The organism is Psychrobacter sp. Ps2 (assembly GCF_022129405.1).
Lineage (GTDB): Bacteria > Pseudomonadota > Gammaproteobacteria > Pseudomonadales > Moraxellaceae > Psychrobacter.
In genome coordinates this window covers 39,541-55,528 of the sequence record NZ_JADQAM010000030.1, presented here as the reverse complement: position 1 = coordinate 55,528, position 15,988 = coordinate 39,541, and the positions used below count along the sequence as shown (strand labels likewise).

13 protein-coding genes are annotated in these 15,988 nt (G+C 42.2%); 3 read left to right on the top strand and 10 right to left on the bottom strand.

Features of this window, described 5'->3' with window-relative positions:
* Positions 1-183: 183 nt before the first annotated feature.
* Positions 184-1,122 carry a hypothetical protein gene (locus I3254_RS02030; protein WP_238050771.1) on the bottom strand — a complete coding sequence of 313 codons (939 nt, stop codon included), beginning with the start codon at positions 1,120-1,122 and terminating at the stop codon, positions 184-186.
* 204 nt (positions 1,123-1,326) lie between these two features.
* The gene (acnB, locus tag I3254_RS02025) at positions 1,327-3,930 is read right to left on the bottom strand and encodes a bifunctional aconitate hydratase 2/2-methylisocitrate dehydratase (RefSeq protein ID WP_238050769.1); all 2,604 of its coding nucleotides are present in this window, start codon (positions 3,928-3,930) and stop codon (positions 1,327-1,329) included.
* Positions 3,931-4,350: 420 nt separating this feature from the next.
* On the opposite strand from acnB, the gene I3254_RS02020 reads away from it, so the two are divergent.
* A complete protein-coding gene (locus tag I3254_RS02020) occupies positions 4,351-4,761 on the top strand; it encodes a carboxymuconolactone decarboxylase family protein (protein ID WP_057760859.1) in 411 nt (136 codons plus the stop codon).
* Positions 4,762-4,909: 148 nt separating this feature from the next.
* Positions 4,910-5,953, top strand: a complete 1,044-nt coding sequence (lipA, locus tag I3254_RS02015) for a lipoyl synthase (RefSeq protein ID WP_057760861.1) — start codon at positions 4,910-4,912, stop codon at positions 5,951-5,953.
* Between the two features lie 143 nt (positions 5,954-6,096).
* Here the strand turns inward: lipA and I3254_RS02010 are convergent, their stop codons facing one another.
* From I3254_RS02010 to I3254_RS02000, 3 genes are read right to left on the bottom strand one after another with little or no spacing between them, the layout of a single operon-like run.
* Positions 6,097-8,100, bottom strand: a complete 2,004-nt coding sequence (locus I3254_RS02010) for a TRAP transporter permease (protein ID WP_238050775.1) — start codon at positions 8,098-8,100, stop codon at positions 6,097-6,099.
* 10 nt (positions 8,101-8,110) lie between these two features.
* Positions 8,111-8,674, bottom strand: coding sequence for a DUF1850 domain-containing protein (locus tag I3254_RS02005; RefSeq protein ID WP_102092356.1), 564 nt, complete (start codon positions 8,672-8,674; stop codon positions 8,111-8,113).
* Positions 8,652-9,671, bottom strand: coding sequence for a TAXI family TRAP transporter solute-binding subunit (locus tag I3254_RS02000; protein ID WP_057760864.1), 1,020 nt, complete (start codon positions 9,669-9,671; stop codon positions 8,652-8,654). The genes I3254_RS02005 and I3254_RS02000 overlap by 23 nt, the downstream gene beginning before the upstream one ends.
* Positions 9,672-10,156: 485 nt before the next feature.
* Between I3254_RS02000 and mtnP the strand changes: the two genes are divergently transcribed.
* Complete coding sequence (gene mtnP / locus I3254_RS01995; RefSeq protein WP_238050767.1) at positions 10,157-11,050, top strand: S-methyl-5'-thioadenosine phosphorylase; 894 nt, start codon at positions 10,157-10,159, stop codon at positions 11,048-11,050.
* Between the two features lie 158 nt (positions 11,051-11,208).
* Here mtnP and I3254_RS01990 read toward each other — a convergent pair whose 3' ends face one another.
* The 5 genes from I3254_RS01990 to arsS form a co-directional block, all read right to left on the bottom strand.
* Positions 11,209-12,252 (bottom strand): methyltransferase domain-containing protein, encoded by a 1,044-nt coding sequence (locus tag I3254_RS01990; RefSeq protein ID WP_238050765.1) that lies wholly within the window; start codon positions 12,250-12,252, stop codon positions 11,209-11,211.
* 108 nt (positions 12,253-12,360) lie between these two features.
* Positions 12,361-13,029, bottom strand: a complete 669-nt coding sequence (locus I3254_RS01985; RefSeq protein WP_238050763.1) for a TIGR04282 family arsenosugar biosynthesis glycosyltransferase — start codon at positions 13,027-13,029, stop codon at positions 12,361-12,363.
* A gap of 84 nt (positions 13,030-13,113) precedes the next feature.
* Positions 13,114-13,827: a TIGR04283 family arsenosugar biosynthesis glycosyltransferase gene (locus I3254_RS01980; RefSeq protein WP_238050773.1), complete on the bottom strand. Its 714-nt coding sequence runs from the start codon at positions 13,825-13,827 to the stop codon at positions 13,114-13,116.
* A 36-nt stretch (positions 13,828-13,863) separates the two neighbouring features.
* A complete protein-coding gene (locus tag I3254_RS01975; protein ID WP_238050761.1) occupies positions 13,864-14,685 on the bottom strand; it encodes a DUF547 domain-containing protein in 822 nt (273 codons plus the stop codon).
* 151 nt (positions 14,686-14,836) lie between these two features.
* Positions 14,837-15,829: an arsenosugar biosynthesis radical SAM (seleno)protein ArsS gene (arsS, locus tag I3254_RS01970; protein WP_238050759.1), complete on the bottom strand. Its 993-nt coding sequence runs from the start codon at positions 15,827-15,829 to the stop codon at positions 14,837-14,839.
* Between the last annotated feature and the right edge of the window lie 159 nt (positions 15,830-15,988).

Below are 15,988 nucleotides of genomic sequence, written 5' to 3'. Positions count from 1 at the left end.
CAAGGATGGATGGAGAATAATCTACCTAAACTGTTTCATGATATGGGCTGTATCGATTTTATAAAGACTTAACTATACATAAGATGCTAGGAGAAGCCAGTTGGTTTTTATACCACTGGCTATTTTTAAAGTAAGCTCATTATTTAAAAATATAAAACTAAAAGTTTTTTAGTTTTCCAGCACTTATTTTCTATTTTCTATAGTAGCTCTCAAAAGCAGTCTTCTGATAAATCTACTAATTCTTAAATCACTTGGCTTTTTGTCAAGTACAAGTAAATCGTTAAAACAGTCATCTATATAATCAATTATTTCTTTAACAAAGCCTATAATCATATAAGCAATAGAAAGCAACTCAATTACAAGTATAGCTGTTACCGCAAATAATCTTAAGCCTTCATACGAGAAAAGCTCATAAAAAACATTAACATCCCCATTTTTGATAATTATTGCAGCCGTTACTGTGAATAACACCGCTACCAAACCCGTAATTCTCGCCTTAGAATCAGGACTAAATATGAAATTATTAATATTAAAACTATTCCCCAAATTATATTGATCTTGTAATCTTTTCCACTCAGAAATTTTATCTGCAAATTGTAACTGCTCTTCTTTTCTAACTACCTTTGACAGCCAAGTATCTATAATCTTTTCAACGTAAATTTTGTTTGCAACTGTTAAAATTGAGCTAAAAGCCGTCTTTATTTTTATAGCTTGCCCTATATTCCTAATAACAAAATCTTTTATTTCTATTTTTCCACTCTTATTAATCTCATTTATAAACTCCGCAAGATCATTACGATCTAGTAGCATATAAAATTTTAGAACTATTCTAGTATTAACTATACATTGAATATATAAAGCATTCAAAAGCCATAGAAATCCTATAATAATAAATATTGTAAAACCTACATAAGAAATATTAAGACTTATTAATTTTAGTGTAAGATAAATACTACCTAGAGCAAAAAATAGTAAAAATATATTAACGAATTTTAAACAGATAGGAACTTTATAGTTCTTTCTAGAAAAAAAATTGTAGTGATATTCATTAATAATATCTGGAATTATTATTTCATCATCTATGCACTCTATTTTCACCTTACTTTTTTCAGCTTTAGACATATATACTACCCTGCAATAAGTTAATTTTATTAATTATTAACCAACAAATGACAGGTTACAACTATATATTATCTATAGACGTCAACCAATGACGTGTTTATTTCTAATAAAAAACCCCGCATCATGACGATACGGGGGTTTTTTGTCTTACGTATAAAGTTTTTAGTATAAAGCTTCTAATTTTAAAAGCTTGTATACTCAAGACTAGGTCAACTGAGCAACGTTAATCTTGTCTGCTTCTTCAGTATAGTCTTCCATACGATCGAAGTTCATGTATTGATAGACTTCATCACCCATGCTGTTTAGCATGCCAGCATACTGCTGATACTCCTCATTAGTTGGCAGTTTACCAAGTACCGCTGCGACTGCTGCAAGCTCTGCAGAAGCTAGGTATACGTTAGCGCCTTGACCTAGACGGTTCGGGAAGTTACGAGTTGAGGTCGATACCGCAGTAGATTTCGGTGCGATACGTGCTTGGTTACCCATACATAGTGAACAACCTGGCATTTCAGTACGAGCGCCGGCTTGTGCATAGATGTTGTAGTAACCTTCTTCCATCAACTGACGTGCATCCATCTTAGTAGGTGGTGCAATCCATAGACGAGTCTTCAGGCTACCTGCTGGTACGTCTTGTAGCAATTTACCAGCGGCACGGAAGTGACCGATGTTAGTCATACATGAACCAATGAATACTTCATCAATCGTATCACCAGCCACGTCTGCTAGAGTTTTTGCATCATCTGGATCGTTCGGGCAGCACAGGATAGGCTCTTTGATTTCGCTCATATCGATAGTGATGTCGATCGCGTATTCAGCATCATCATCAGCACGCATGAGGCTTGGATTAGCCAACCACTCTTGCATTTGCTCAACACGGCGGCTGATCGTACGTGCATCGCCATAGCCTTCTGAGATCATCCACTTAAGCAGCGTGATGTTTGAGTTTAGGTACTCAGTCACTGACGCTTCAGATAAAGTGATGGTACAACCAGCAGCACTACGCTCAGCTGAGGCATCAGACAATTCAAACGCTTGCTCAGCGGTCAAATCTTCTAGACCTTCGATTTCAAGAATACGGCCGTTGAACTCGTTGATTTTACCTTTCTTATCAACCGTCAAGTAACCTTCTTTGATTGCTTGGTAAGGGATCGCATGTACTAGGTCACGTAGGGTGATACCCGCTTGACGCTCACCAACAAAACGAACACGAACAGATTCAGGCATATCAAGTGGCATTACACCAGTTGCCGCTGCGAAAGCAACTAGACCAGAACCCGCTGGGAACGAGATACCCATTGGGAAACGAGTATGCGAGTCACCACCAGTACCAACGGTATCTGGAAGTAGCATACGGTTCAACCATGAGTGAATGATACCATCACCTGGACGTAAGCTTACGCCGCCACGGTTCATGATAAAGTCAGGTAGTGTGTGCTGAGTTTCAACGTCAACTGGCTTTGGATAAGCGGCAGTATGACAGAATGACTGCATCACTAGGTCTGCTTGGAAACCCAAACATGCCAAGTCTTTTAGCTCATCACGCGTCATTGGACCAGTCGTATCCTGAGAGCCGACAGTCGTCATCTTAGGCTCACAGTACATACCTGGACGTACGCCTGACAGACCACACGCTTTACCAACCATTTTCTGTGCAAGCGTAAAGCCTTTACCGGTATCAGCTGGCTCTTCTGGCTTAGCAAAGATATCTGAATGACCAAGACCCATATACTCACGAGCACGGTTAGTCAAACCACGACCAACGATTAATGGAATACGGCCGCCAGCACGAACTTCATCAAGCAATGTTGGTGAGTTTAGTGAGAACGTTGATAGTACTTCATCAGAGTCATGTTTAGTGATTTTGCCTTCGTACGGATAGATGTCAAATACATCACCCATGTTTAGGTTATCGACTGCCACTTTTTCGATTGGCAATGCGCCAGAATCTTCCATCGTGTTGAAGAAGATAGGAGCGATATTGTTACCAAGTACTAGACCGCCGCCACGTTTGTTTGGCACGTTAGGGATATCTTCACCCATCAACCACAATACTGAGTTGGTTGCAGACTTACGGCTAGAACCAGTACCAACAACATCACCAACATAGGCTAGCGGATGGCCTTTTTCTTTCAGTGCTTCGATTTGCTTCATTGGGCCAACAACGCCCTCTTCGTCAGCATTGATGCCGTCGCGAGAGTTTTTGTGCATGGCTAGCGAATGCAATGGGATATCAGGACGGCTCCATGCGTCTTGCGCAGGTGACAAGTCATCCGTGTTGGTTTCGCCAGTTACTTTAAACGTCGTGTAAGTGGTTTTCTTTGGTACTTCAGCACGGTTCAAGAACCATTCTGCGTCAGCCCAAGACTGAATCACTTCTTTAGCAATAGTGTTGCCAGCTTCTGCTTTTTCAGTCACGTCATTGAACGCGTCAAATACTAGCAAAGTTTTCTTTAGTGCTTCAGCAGCGTCTTGTGCAACTTCGCTATCATCTAGTGCAGCAACTAGTGGCTGAACATTGTAGCCACCTTGCATAGTGCCTAGAATTTCAACAGCTTTTTGCTTGCTGATAAGTGGTGATGATGTTTCACCCTTTAAGATAGCAGCCAAAAATGCCGCTTTAACGTATGCTGCTTGGTCAACACCAGCAGGGATACGGTTTTCTAATAGGTTCATCAAGAACGCATCTTCGCCTGCAGGCGGGTTCTTTAATAATTCAACCAACTCTACTACTTGTTTTTCATTTAGTGGTAGGGGTACAGTTCCTAGCTCAGCACGTTCTTCGACATGTTTACGATAAGCTTCTAACACAATAGTCGTCCTCGTCAGTTGGGGTGTAGCACATTACGTGGGTAGTCAGCATGACTGCCTGCGTCTATATACTATATGAAATAATTATCCGTGCAATCATAGCTTAAAACGCTTTAAATGTTAATGGCTCAGCCCTGAAAAGGCGCATTGTAAGGCCATATTGAACATTTATTATAAAAATAGTGCCATCAATAATATGATTGTAGCGCTCATTATAACTGGCATTTGCCTGATTACGCTTATCAATAAGCGCTTGCTTTATGACTGAGCAGGCACCATATGACTGATATACAATTTTGTAAGAAACAACTTCGATAGAATTCAGCTTAAAGAAATGTAGCAACTTAGATTTATTAATAGTCGATTGATTAGTAGTCGATTTGGTAAAAACATTTTGGTAAAAATATTAAGGACGACGATATGACTGATAGCAATACGGACAACAATCCTAACTATGACAATGGTCTCAAGGTACGCACTGAGGTCATGGGTGAGCAGCATGTCAAACGCTCGCTTGATGCTGCCACAGGATTTACCCAACCGTTGCAAGACTGGATTATCGAACACGCTTGGGGCAGCACTTGGCAAGATGACTCAGTATTACCACGCAAGTATCGCTCATTAATCACTATTGCCTTTTTAATTGCCCAAAAAAGCCCAAACGAGTTGAAAGGTCATATACGCGGTGCCATTAACAACGGGGCCAGTGTCGCTGAGATTAGAGAAGTGCTCATGCACAGCTTGCCGTACTGCGGTGCACCTGCTACTCAAGAAGCGTTTCGTGCTGCCATAGATATACTGAATGAGTTGGAAATCGATATAGATATTTAAAACTATGGTCGTCCGAGCAATCATAGTAATCTTAACAATATTGTTTAAAAATTGACGACCAAATTTCTGCTATAATATCTGCACTCATAAAACATTCTGATAATTCCATAAACCCTTATAATATAAAGGGTTAAGAGATAACTCCATTATGACAACTGCCGTACAAACACATGTACCTGCTGCTAAGGCCAAACCAAAAAAAGCCATCCAAGGCGAAAAGCTGCGTGGCTATGACAAAGTTGCCCGTATCCCAATTAAAGTGATCCCGACTGTCGAGGCAAAGAAAAAGCCTGATTGGATTCGGGTAAAAATGTCCTCGCCTGCTGAAGTTGCTCGTATCAAAGCAACCTTGCGTGAGCAAAAGCTTTATACCGTCTGTGAAGAAGCAGCCTGCCCTAACTTGCCGCAGTGCTTCGCTGATGGTACAGCCACCTTTATGATCATGGGTGATATCTGTACGCGTCGCTGCCCATTCTGTGATGTAGGTCACGGTCGCCCTAATGAGCTAGACAAGGATGAGCCGCGTCATACCGCTGAGACGATTCAAGGTCTACAGCTTAAGTATGCCGTAATCACCTCTGTCGATCGCGACGATTTAAAAGACGGCGGTGCGGGACATTTTGTAGAAGTGCTAAACGAGTCAAGAGCACTTAGCCCAAACTGCTTGATTGAAATCCTAGTACCAGATTTCCGCGGTCGTATGGATATCGCATTGGATTTATTGACAGAGACTGCACCAGATGTGTTTAACCACAACATCGAAACCGTGCCACGTCTATACAAAGCCTTCCGTCCAGGTTCTGACTATCAGCATTCACTAGATTTGCTTAAGATTTATAAAGAGCGTCGTCCTGATATCGCCACCAAGTGCGGCTTTATGGTTGGTCTTGGCGAGACAGAAGAAGAGATCTATGCGCTACTTGATGATCTAAAAGCTCATGATGTAGATATGATCACGATTGGTCAGTATCTACAGCCTAGTAAAAACCACGCCCCTGTTGATCGTTATGTCCATCCAGATGAGTTCCAACGCTATATGGACTACGGCAAAAAAATCGGCTTCTTTAGTATTTGGGCAGGCCCAATGGTACGCTCAAGCTACTTTGCAGATCGTCAGTACTATGGCGAAGACTGCCCAGCACCTATCCGTAGCAAAAAAGCATTAGAAGCTGAAGGCAAACTTGGCTGCTAATTTAGTAATAAAGTGATGTGAAAGTAGTTGCGAACAGCAGTCGCTAAAACATTTCTTAAGAATATTAAAAAGGGTGAATAACAGATTTGTTATTCACCCTTTTTTTAGCTTTAATAAATTGTCAAAGGATTAAACCTAACGCTTTACACGGTTAAAGTAGGCGTTGGCTTTCCAGCTGTTTTTATATTGAATGCAGCAATACCAAGGACAATAATACCACCTGCAATACCTGTCGTGATTTCAGGATAAATCAATAATAAAGCACCAATAGCTAAGATGACACGAGTCACCGTATTCATACCGCCTCTAAAGTAGCCTTCAAGTGCTGAGCTCAGCGCAATAACACCTGTCACCGAAGTCACTACTACTGTAATGATATCTACAATAGGTGGCAGCGGGAAATCTTTTGCCGTGACTGCTAGGCCAGTTGGATCTATCATCAACATCGTTGGATTATAGATAAACATAAACGGCACGATAAATCCCGCGAGGGCAAGCTTGAGGGACAAGAACCCTGTTTTCATCGGATCACCACCGGATATACCTGCACCCGCAAAGGCTGCGAGACACACAGGCGGTGTAATATTGGCAAAGATACCAAAATAGAAAACAAACATGTGCGCTGACAAGATTGGAATATCAAAACCGGCCAATGCTGGCGCAGCCATCGTCGCCGTAATGATATAGGCAGGAATAGAGGGTAATCCCATGCCCAAAACCATTGATGCCAACATCGTTAAGATAAGCGTAAAGAATAGTGATCCTGCGCCTAGCGTGACGATAGAGGACGTCATTACCGTACCAAAACTGGTCAGACTCACAACCCCAATGATAATACCGACGACCGCACAGGCAGCCATTACCGCTAGTGACTGGCGCGCACCATCTTCTAATGCACCCAAAATATCAGAAAAGCTCATGCGCGTTTCGGCACGTAGCATACTGATCACAACGGTGAAGCCAATGGTATAAGCTGCTGCATATCCCACAGGTACGTTTCTGATTAATAAGAAAATCAAGAAGACAATCGGCAATAACATGTGACCGCGGGCTTTTAGTACTTCTTTGACCGCTGGTAAATTTTCTTTAGCAATACCTTTTAGATCTCGACGTCCAGCACGGAAATGCACCTGCGCAATGACGCCTAAATAGTACAAGATCGCTGGTAATAATGCTGCTAAGGCAATCGTGCTATACGGCAAGCCTGTTGTCTCAGCCATAATAAAGGCACTAGCACCCATAATCGGAGGCAATATCTGTCCACCAACCGAAGCACTGGCTTCAACTGCACCTGCGAAATCTTTGTGATAGCCGACCTTTTTCATCAGCGGAATGGTAAAGGCACCTGTACTAACCACATTTGATAAAGCTGAGCCATTGATACTACCCATAAAACCACTAGAGATGACTGCTACTTTTGCAGGCCCGCCCTTTTTATGACCAGCGATGGCCAATGCTAAATCATTAAATAACTGCCCCATTCCCGAGCGTGCTAAGAATGCACCGAAGAGAATAAATAAAAAGATAAAGGTAACCGAGGCACCAATCGCAACAGAGTACAAACCTTCTGTTTTCAAGAATAATTGACCAAAGATATCACCCATATCATAAGGACGAGTCAGCAGCCTATCGGGCATAAAATCCAAATGACTGACAAATGGATAAGCCAAGAATATCCCTGCCAATATTGGCAAAATCCAACCAGTGATACGGCGACTGCCTTCTAGTACGCAGACTACCGTAATCAAGGAAAATATCACATCGACCTGATTGGCCATACCGCCACGCGAGGTAACGATATCTTGATACTCATAAATGAGATAGCCCATACCAGATAGAGATAAGGCAAACCAAATCCAGTCATACCATGCCACTCGCTTACGACTGCTTTTTTTACTGGCTGGAAAAATCAGGAATATCAATGCAAAACCAACACCCACGTGTACAGAGCGCTGTAACAGTGCCGGCATTGGATTAAAAGTGATATATAAATGAAACAGTGAATAGAGTATACAAATGCCAGCGATAAAATACTTCACTGGTCCTTGAGTGATATGACGCGTGATTGACTCTCGGTCATATTTTTCCAATACTGCTCGGTTGACCGCATCCGCCTCAGCATCGTTATCAACTTGAGCATCTGGCATGGTAGTCACACTACCTTGATCCGTCACTTGGGAGTTCATGACAAAAGTCCTTTTTAAATCTATCAATTAAATCATACGTCTTAGGCATGATCACCACTTCAGAATAGTCTGGCACCCACTGGTGAATCAAGAAACGATGACCACCATAATCCATTTCACCTTTGGTCAGTCTAGATACGACCCAATTAAGGCGAGGCAGTTTTTCGTTGATTTGATAACCCAGATAGCCAGGCTTTTGTATAGGAGCAAGCATTTCGGTGGAGGGTGTTCCCGCACCGAACGCTTCAAAATAGGTCGTGGTCAGTAACAGCTCCGCACCTGCTGTACTGCTGCCGTCTATGCGTTGATACTGTTCTTCCCACCACTGTTTTTCTACAGAATGTATCCAACGTAGCTGAAAATCAGGCTCAGTGAAATAACAAACCTTATCATCAGCACCGTCTACGCCTGCGACTCGCACTTCAACGACAGACTGAAGCGTAGAGCCTAACCATAGCGTAAAAAAAACCAGCGCTGCAATAAATGCCGCGCCAGTTGATAACCATAATGAATTACTTGGCTGCTTGTTCGTCATAGTATTTTTTAGCTCCAGGATGGATTGGGGCTACCATGCCATCACGAGCGGTTTCTAGACTGATATCATTGGCCGCTTGGTGAGCTGTTTTTAGACCATCTAAATTATCGAACAATGCTTTGGTTAGTTTATAACCATCCGCTTCAGATAGATCAGAGCTAACCAATAATGCATTCATGATTGCTGCAGTTGGTACGGCTGTTTCGTTGCCATAAGTACCAGCAGGAATCTCAAAGGTTTTGAAGTAAGGCTTGGTCGCGATGATTTCTTTTAGCTTGTCTTGGTTGATAGTGACAATCTGTAAATCTAAGCCTTGCTCTAACTCCATCAAAGATGAGTTTGGTAGACCACTACTAAAGAATGCCGCTTCGATCTTACCTGCTTTCATACCATCAGCAGCTTCAGCAAAGCCTAGATAATCAACGGTGACATCATCATAGGTGATACCAAACCCTTCCAGTAAAGTACGAGCATTGACTTCTGTACCAGAACCTTGATCGCCTACAGCAATGCGCTTGCCTCGTAAATCTTCAATGTTTTTGATACCAGATTTTTTTGAGGTCACAATTTGCACCACGTTAGGGTACAAAACAGCAATCTGTTGAATGTTAGTGATTGGCTGCTCAAAGTTGTTTTTACCTTCGACAGCATCCGTAACCACATCACTCAATGCCAAGACCATGTCGACCTTGCCTTGGGTCAATAGATTGACGTTTTCGACTGATGCGCCAGTGGTTTGAGTTTTTGAGTTTACGCCAAAGGTTTTGACATAGACTTCAGACAATGAAGTACCAATGATGTTGTAAGGGCCAGATGCACCGCCAGTAGCGATGGTCAAAAACTTAGTATCAAGCTTATCTGCTGCAGTATCCGTTGCCGCGCTATCTGCAGATGCAGTATCACTGCCCTCTGAGCTTGGAGATGAGCATGCGGTTAGACCTAGCGCAGCACTCAACATAGCTGACAAAAGTAATGGGGATTTTAAAGAATTAAGCATTGAATTCATCCTTGAAGTAATCGGTTTTATACGTTTAACAATATCCGTATTTATACATAAATACGTTACAGACGAGTAATAATATAGCAATTCTGTCAATAAATAAACCTTAGCTTACTTTCTATTTTTCTTTCAATACCTTATATTTAAAGCTATTAGAGAAAATATAGGTCATTCATCAATTGTACTAATATATATATGTATGTTTTGCTATGCGAAACAAAGTTTCATTTAATAAATATTAAAACAAAAATTGTCGCTATTGTAAACCTTTATCGATATCTGAAAAATATTGTCATATCGCATTATTTCTTAGGAATCTTTAGATATAGCAAATTAATGAGAATTCTCTATTTATAACTATCTCAATTTATAACTATAAGGACAAAAGTTCTGCTATATTTTATCTGAGCTATTTTTTGGTTCAGGATATTACATGGCACTAGTCTGTGTCTCTCTTTTATTAACCCATTCGGATAGTCCTTATGACAATACCTCACACGGAAGTACTAGCAACATTATCTGCTGATATTGCTATCATCGGTGGCAGCGGTCTCTACCAAATGTCATCACTGACCAACAAACGCAGTGTGACGATACAGACGCCTTATGGCAGTCCATCTGATGATATTGTCTTAGGTGAGCTTGAGGGAGTGACCGTTGCTTTTTTGACGAGGCATGGTCAGGGACATAGACTGACGCCGTCCGAAGTACCTTATCGAGCCAATATCTATGCGCTAAAAACGCTTGGGGTACGCTATATCGTCTCCGTATCAGCAGTTGGCTCATTGCAAGCGCATCTTAAGCCATTAGATATGGTCGTGCCTGATCAAATGATTGATATGACCAAGCAGCGAGTGAGTACGTTCTTCGGTGAAGGTGCCGTCGCCCATGTATCTATGGCTGACCCACTATGCCCTGCTCTAGCAGAACTCTTGACGCGCGCTTATGACAAAGCGGATATTACAGAAGGCACTAGTCACCCACAGGCGACTTATGTCTGTATCGAAGGGCCTCAATTCTCAACTCGGGCAGAGTCAGAATGGTATCGTCAGATGCAGGCAGATGTTATTGGCATGACCAATATGCCAGAAGCCAAATTGGCACGTGAAGCCAGTATTGCTTATGCCACGTTAGCTCTGGTGACAGACTTCGACTGTTGGCATCCAACGGAAGAAGCCGTCAGTGCCGACTATGCGATAAAGAACCTAATGAAAAATGCGGACAATGCTCAAAAAGTGATACAGAAAGCCGTGGCTTTGATTGCCGCCGAACTACCTGATTCAATCGCTCACAATGCCCTCGCACAAGCGCTAGTCACACCTATAGATGCGATGGACGAGCATACCAAGATTAGACTGGCCGCCTTGCTAGCGTAATCTTGATATTTACTCTCCATCTTAAACTGACTACTTCTAATCGGTTTAGTCTTAATCTGACTTCAATCAAGTCAAAAAAGGCCATTAACTAAAATAATGGCCTTTTCTATAATTTAGCATGTATATTCGAAATTTATACTAAATACATCACTTTGATATCAGCAACAACCGCCCAAGCCAGTTGCCAGCACCATAGGTTGAGTAAATGGCATTAACTCACCGCAACCTGCAAAAATACCGTAGTGACGACTGTAATCACCGATAAACTCAAAATGCGGCGCAAAGCGTGATTCTTGCAGCATGCGAAACGTATTGCCACATACTGGGAATACCCGACCAGCTTCGATAGCATGATGTTTATCTAAATCAAACCGATGCGGGGACTGCTCGATAGTTCCTTTATATATCACCGCTTGTCCGTGATCTTCGCAAGCATCCTCAAGCGAGTCGATTTTAAATAAGCGATAAGTCGCAGAGAAAAACTGAATATCACCAATTTTAGCCGCCAAAGCAGGATCTGTAATCTCAAGTGGGCGATCTTCAACCAAACGTACGTCCAAGAATCCCGCATCTCGTGACAAACGGTTAAAATCCTTCCAATATAACGCACCGCTCAAACACTCTCCATATAAGACTGGGTCGTCAATCAAGTGTTGCGGTATACGGCGATCGGCATAGACGTCAGAAAAATAAAACTCTCCACCAGGTTTCAGCAAACGCTGCACACTGGCCATGACCGCGGCTTTATCTGGTGATAAATTGATAACGCAGTTTGAGACGATAATATCAAATCTATCAGCCTCAAGGTCTAGTTCATCTAGCTTTTCAATATAGCCATGTAAAAACGTCACATTATCATAGCCAAACTTATCGACATGATAGGCTTGATGCTGTTTGGCAACGGCTAACTGCTCATCGGTCATATCAACACCGACTACGTGGCCACTCTCGCCAACCAATTGTGCTAGTGCATAGACATCTCGGCCTGAGCCACTGCCCAAGTCTAAAATTCGACAGCCTTCAAGCAGTGCTGGACATACCAGACCGCAGCCATAATAGCGATTCAATACTTCATCATGAATATTTGCGAGTAATGGCTTGAGCCACTCAGGCATATTGCTGATATCACAACAAGCCGAGGTCTTTAAATCATTGGTACTCTGTAACTCTTTGCCATAGTAATTTTGCACGACGTCATGCATAACAATATCCTTATTGAATGTGCCATCCATTGAAAAATCTTAGTAAATCATCTTAGAATATGCAACTACATTAGTGAGTTTATCGACCTAGTTGTCACTTATCGGTTATCAGTAGTTATCCACTTTGATATTAATATTGATGTAAGAATCTAGCCAGCCTGACGGCAAATGTACTAGATCTTTAGGCTCATCAATATCGTGCAAAGGGTCAAATAGTGCAAGTGTCCAGTCTAATGCCGCCATGCGCTGCTTGGTGACAGCGGCTACACTAGCCGTACTCCAAACAATGTCCGAAAACATGCTGTCATTAACTTGTTTAAATCCTAACAACACATACCCACCATCAGTTGCTGGAATCATAACCGCATCGTGTTGATTTAGCTGCTGTACCGATGTCTGAATACGTGCTGTCGTAAGACTAGGACAGTCCGTACCAATTAACACAACCTTGTCAAAATGTTGCAATGCGCGCTGACTGGCTATCAACATACGCAAACCCAAATCACCGTTGGCCTGCGTAGACCAGCGCAACGAGTCAGGCAAATCAAGCGCCTGCCAACATGGATCTGTTGGTGCTGGACTCACACATAGCTCGACGGAAAAACCAGTATCAATGGTCTGCTCAATACTATGCAGTAATAGTTGCCTTGCCATACGTGCAGCGCCATCTACCCCTAGCGCTGGCTGCAAACGGGTTTTTGCCTTATTGCGCGCTGGATATTTTGCAAACAGAATGATGCAGGTATCTTGCTGTCTTGCAGATAAATCAGCTGTCACTATAACGGTCTCTCAATTGGTCAAATGTACAAGGACGAGCTCTTTCTTCTTTTGTCTATCATATTTATAAATCAAACAATCTCACTACTTATAATAACGTTGCTTTAAAACATTAGGCGATACGCCGCGCCAATAATCAAAGCGCAACTGCCACATCAAGAAAATCGTCCGCCATATACCATGCTGCTGCCAACGCCGAGCTGAGGTCGTGACTTTGCTTTTTAGACAAGCTGGTCGAGAAATTTTCTTTAGCCGTTTACACAGTTCTATATCTTCCATCAGTGGCTGATCAGGATAGCCACCAATCTGCTCGAACAAAGACTTTTTGATAAATATTGCTTGATCACCAGTGGCTATATCCATTAAGCGCGAGCGTTGATTTATCATTAATCCGACGATGCTTAACAATGGCTCATGACTATCTAAGCGCACATCAAAACGTCCCCAATCGTACTGAGCTATTGCCTGCTGAATGTTATCTATCGCGCAAGCTGGCAGCTCGGTATCAGCGTGTAAAAATAGCAGTACATCACCTGTTGCTAACACAGCGCCCGCATTCATTTGCTGAGCACGTCCTACCCTAGATTCGATAATATGCCAATCAATGATTGATTGAGCAATCTCTGTACTTTTGAGCACACTTTTGGCGATAGCAACCGAACCATCCACTGAACCACCATCGACCAATATCACTTGCTGCGGTGCCGGATCGAGATGGACAATATGAGCAATAAGCTCAGGCAAGTTGTTCGCTTCATTTAATAAAGGAACAATAATTGATAGGTTCAATGGATACACCTTCACATGAATCAGCGAGTAAGATTAAAAACTGGCTTATTTTTTGTTCAAATTCCAGTTGTAGTCGGTATAGCTTATTTTTATCTTGCCTTGTTTTAGCTCTGCTGTCTGAGCTTTACTCAATCCTAGTGACGAGTTATAACGACCCAAAAACCCTGCTAAATCTTTGGTGCCACGCCAGTTGGTTGCAAAGTCTTCTTTATACCACTTAAAAATCGGTGACACTCTTAGCGTATCGCCTTTAAGACTGTTACGGCTACTGTCTGCTAAAAACTTAGACGTTGCCTGCTCTAGTTGACTGTCTAAACGCTTACCAGTAAAGGCATCATCTTGCAATGCAGGGCAACCAATACTGGCACAATTGACCGCAAAGTGAATGCGAGGATCGTTGTAGCGTTTAGAACCACGAATGAGGTTGTGCTCGATATCATCAAGTGAGCGCGTCTTACCGAGTACCGAAACAAACTCTTGCTTCCATGGTGACCCAAACAGTCCGCCGATGTCTTTGATAGATTTGACGTTTGGATATTTCGTCAATACCAAATCAACCGTACCAGCGTTATAAACGTTGATTAAAAATGCCAACTGCTCATTTTTACTCCAACGATTGAATTCTGATTGAGATACCTTGCTTGTCGCTTCTAGATAGCTTGTCAGCTTACTTTGATCTGCTTTCATACCAGCATAATTGACCACTGAAGCTTTGCCACCGTTGGTCATAGTTACATGCTTACTTAGTAAGCTATCCCAGCTCTGATGGTTGAAGTCAGCATGAGCAGCCACGCTTGCTAATAAAATAGTCGTAGCAATCACTGGTTGGGCGAAAAACGTCTTCGCTGAAAAGTTAAATACTGACATAGGACTTACTCCGTTTACACTGATTGTTTTTTACTTAAATTTTTTATTTATACTAAAAGTACCTATGTTTAAAGTGCTTAGGCTTAAAGAATCTATGTTTAAAGTGCTTATATTGAAAGTGCTTGTATTAAAATCACTTGCATTAGAACGGCTAAGGCGTGTCCACTAGCACTAGCTCTACTGCCTCTTCTTCTAACGCACCGCCACAACTACTGCCCTGTCCTGCTGTACAACCATAGCAGTGGTCAGCAATGGCAATGTCATCACCAGAGGGGTTTTGCGTTAACAAATCATTTAGGTGTCGCCGTGACTTGTTGGGGACAGGTATCTCTAACTGCTGATTGAAATCACAATCAAACAGCTCACCCAACCAATTGACACTAATGGTCGAACGGCACATGACCTCGGCCAAATTGGCAGCCATATAATTAGCTTTGAGCAAATCCATATACGGATGGAACTGGTCTTTTGCCAATAGCACCGCACCAAAACGCTGAATCGGCATATTTGTTAGAGCAAATAAATGGTTAAACTCAATATCAAAGTGCGCCTTTAACTCCCGCTTATAGTCGGCTTCAAGCTGCTGTTGATTGGGTGGTAGCGTCGCACCTTGCGGATTGAAAACCAAGTTTAATATTAAATTCGAATCAGACTTGCCATACCCCAACTGATTGAGCTTTTTCAATCCCAATATACTGTCATCAAACGCACCTTTACCGCGCTGTTTATCCACGTTTTCTAAAGAATAACAAGGCAAAGACGCCACTACTTCAACTTGGTTGTCTGCTAAAAACTGCGCCATATCCTCATAACCCTCTTCCATAAGGATAGTCAGATTACAGCGGTCTATCACTTTGACACCTAATGCCCGAGCGGCCGTGACCAAATACTTAAAATCCTCATGCATTTCAGGCGCACCGCCCGTCAAATCAAGCGTATCGATGTTTTGTGCTTGTAATACCTTCGGTATCAGCTCAACCAACTCACGTGACATCATCTCGGTACGATAAGGACTAGCAGCCACATGGCAATGTACACAGGACATATTGCATAAGTAGCCCATATTGACTTGCAATATTGTCAATTGATGCCGTTTTATCGCTGGAAAGTCCGTATGCTCAAGTAACTCGATAGTTGATTTCATGGTGGTATAAAATCCTGTTAGCAGTACAACTAAAAAAGGATAGCAACGTGACATTAAAGATTAGAAAACACAGATAGCGCATTGCTTTTACTGTTTATTTTAAAAATTTACAACGTAAAACCCACTTTCTCATTTTACGGTTTATCTAATCAATCATAC

What these genes read in the sequence shown, in the direction of transcription:
- I3254_RS02030 (WP_238050771.1), bottom strand. Translation starts at nt 1,122, where the DNA reads ATGTCTAAAGCTGAAAAAAGTAAGGTGAAAATAGAGTGCATAGATGAT.
- lipA (WP_057760861.1), top strand. Translation starts at nt 4,910, where the DNA reads ATGACAACTGCCGTACAAACACATGTACCTGCTGCTAAGGCCAAACCA.
- I3254_RS02020 (WP_057760859.1), top strand. Translation starts at nt 4,351, where the DNA reads ATGACTGATAGCAATACGGACAACAATCCTAACTATGACAATGGTCTC.
- arsS (WP_238050759.1), bottom strand. Translation starts at nt 15,829, where the DNA reads ATGAAATCAACTATCGAGTTACTTGAGCATACGGACTTTCCAGCGATA.
- I3254_RS02005 (WP_102092356.1), bottom strand. Translation starts at nt 8,674, where the DNA reads ATGACGAACAAGCAGCCAAGTAATTCATTATGGTTATCAACTGGCGCG.
- I3254_RS02010 (WP_238050775.1), bottom strand. Translation starts at nt 8,100, where the DNA reads ATGCCAGATGCTCAAGTTGATAACGATGCTGAGGCGGATGCGGTCAAC.
- I3254_RS02000 (WP_057760864.1), bottom strand. Translation starts at nt 9,671, where the DNA reads ATGCTTAATTCTTTAAAATCCCCATTACTTTTGTCAGCTATGTTGAGT.
- I3254_RS01990 (WP_238050765.1), bottom strand. Translation starts at nt 12,252, where the DNA reads ATGCATGACGTCGTGCAAAATTACTATGGCAAAGAGTTACAGAGTACC.
- I3254_RS01975 (WP_238050761.1), bottom strand. Translation starts at nt 14,685, where the DNA reads ATGTCAGTATTTAACTTTTCAGCGAAGACGTTTTTCGCCCAACCAGTG.
- mtnP (WP_238050767.1), top strand. Translation starts at nt 10,157, where the DNA reads ATGACAATACCTCACACGGAAGTACTAGCAACATTATCTGCTGATATT.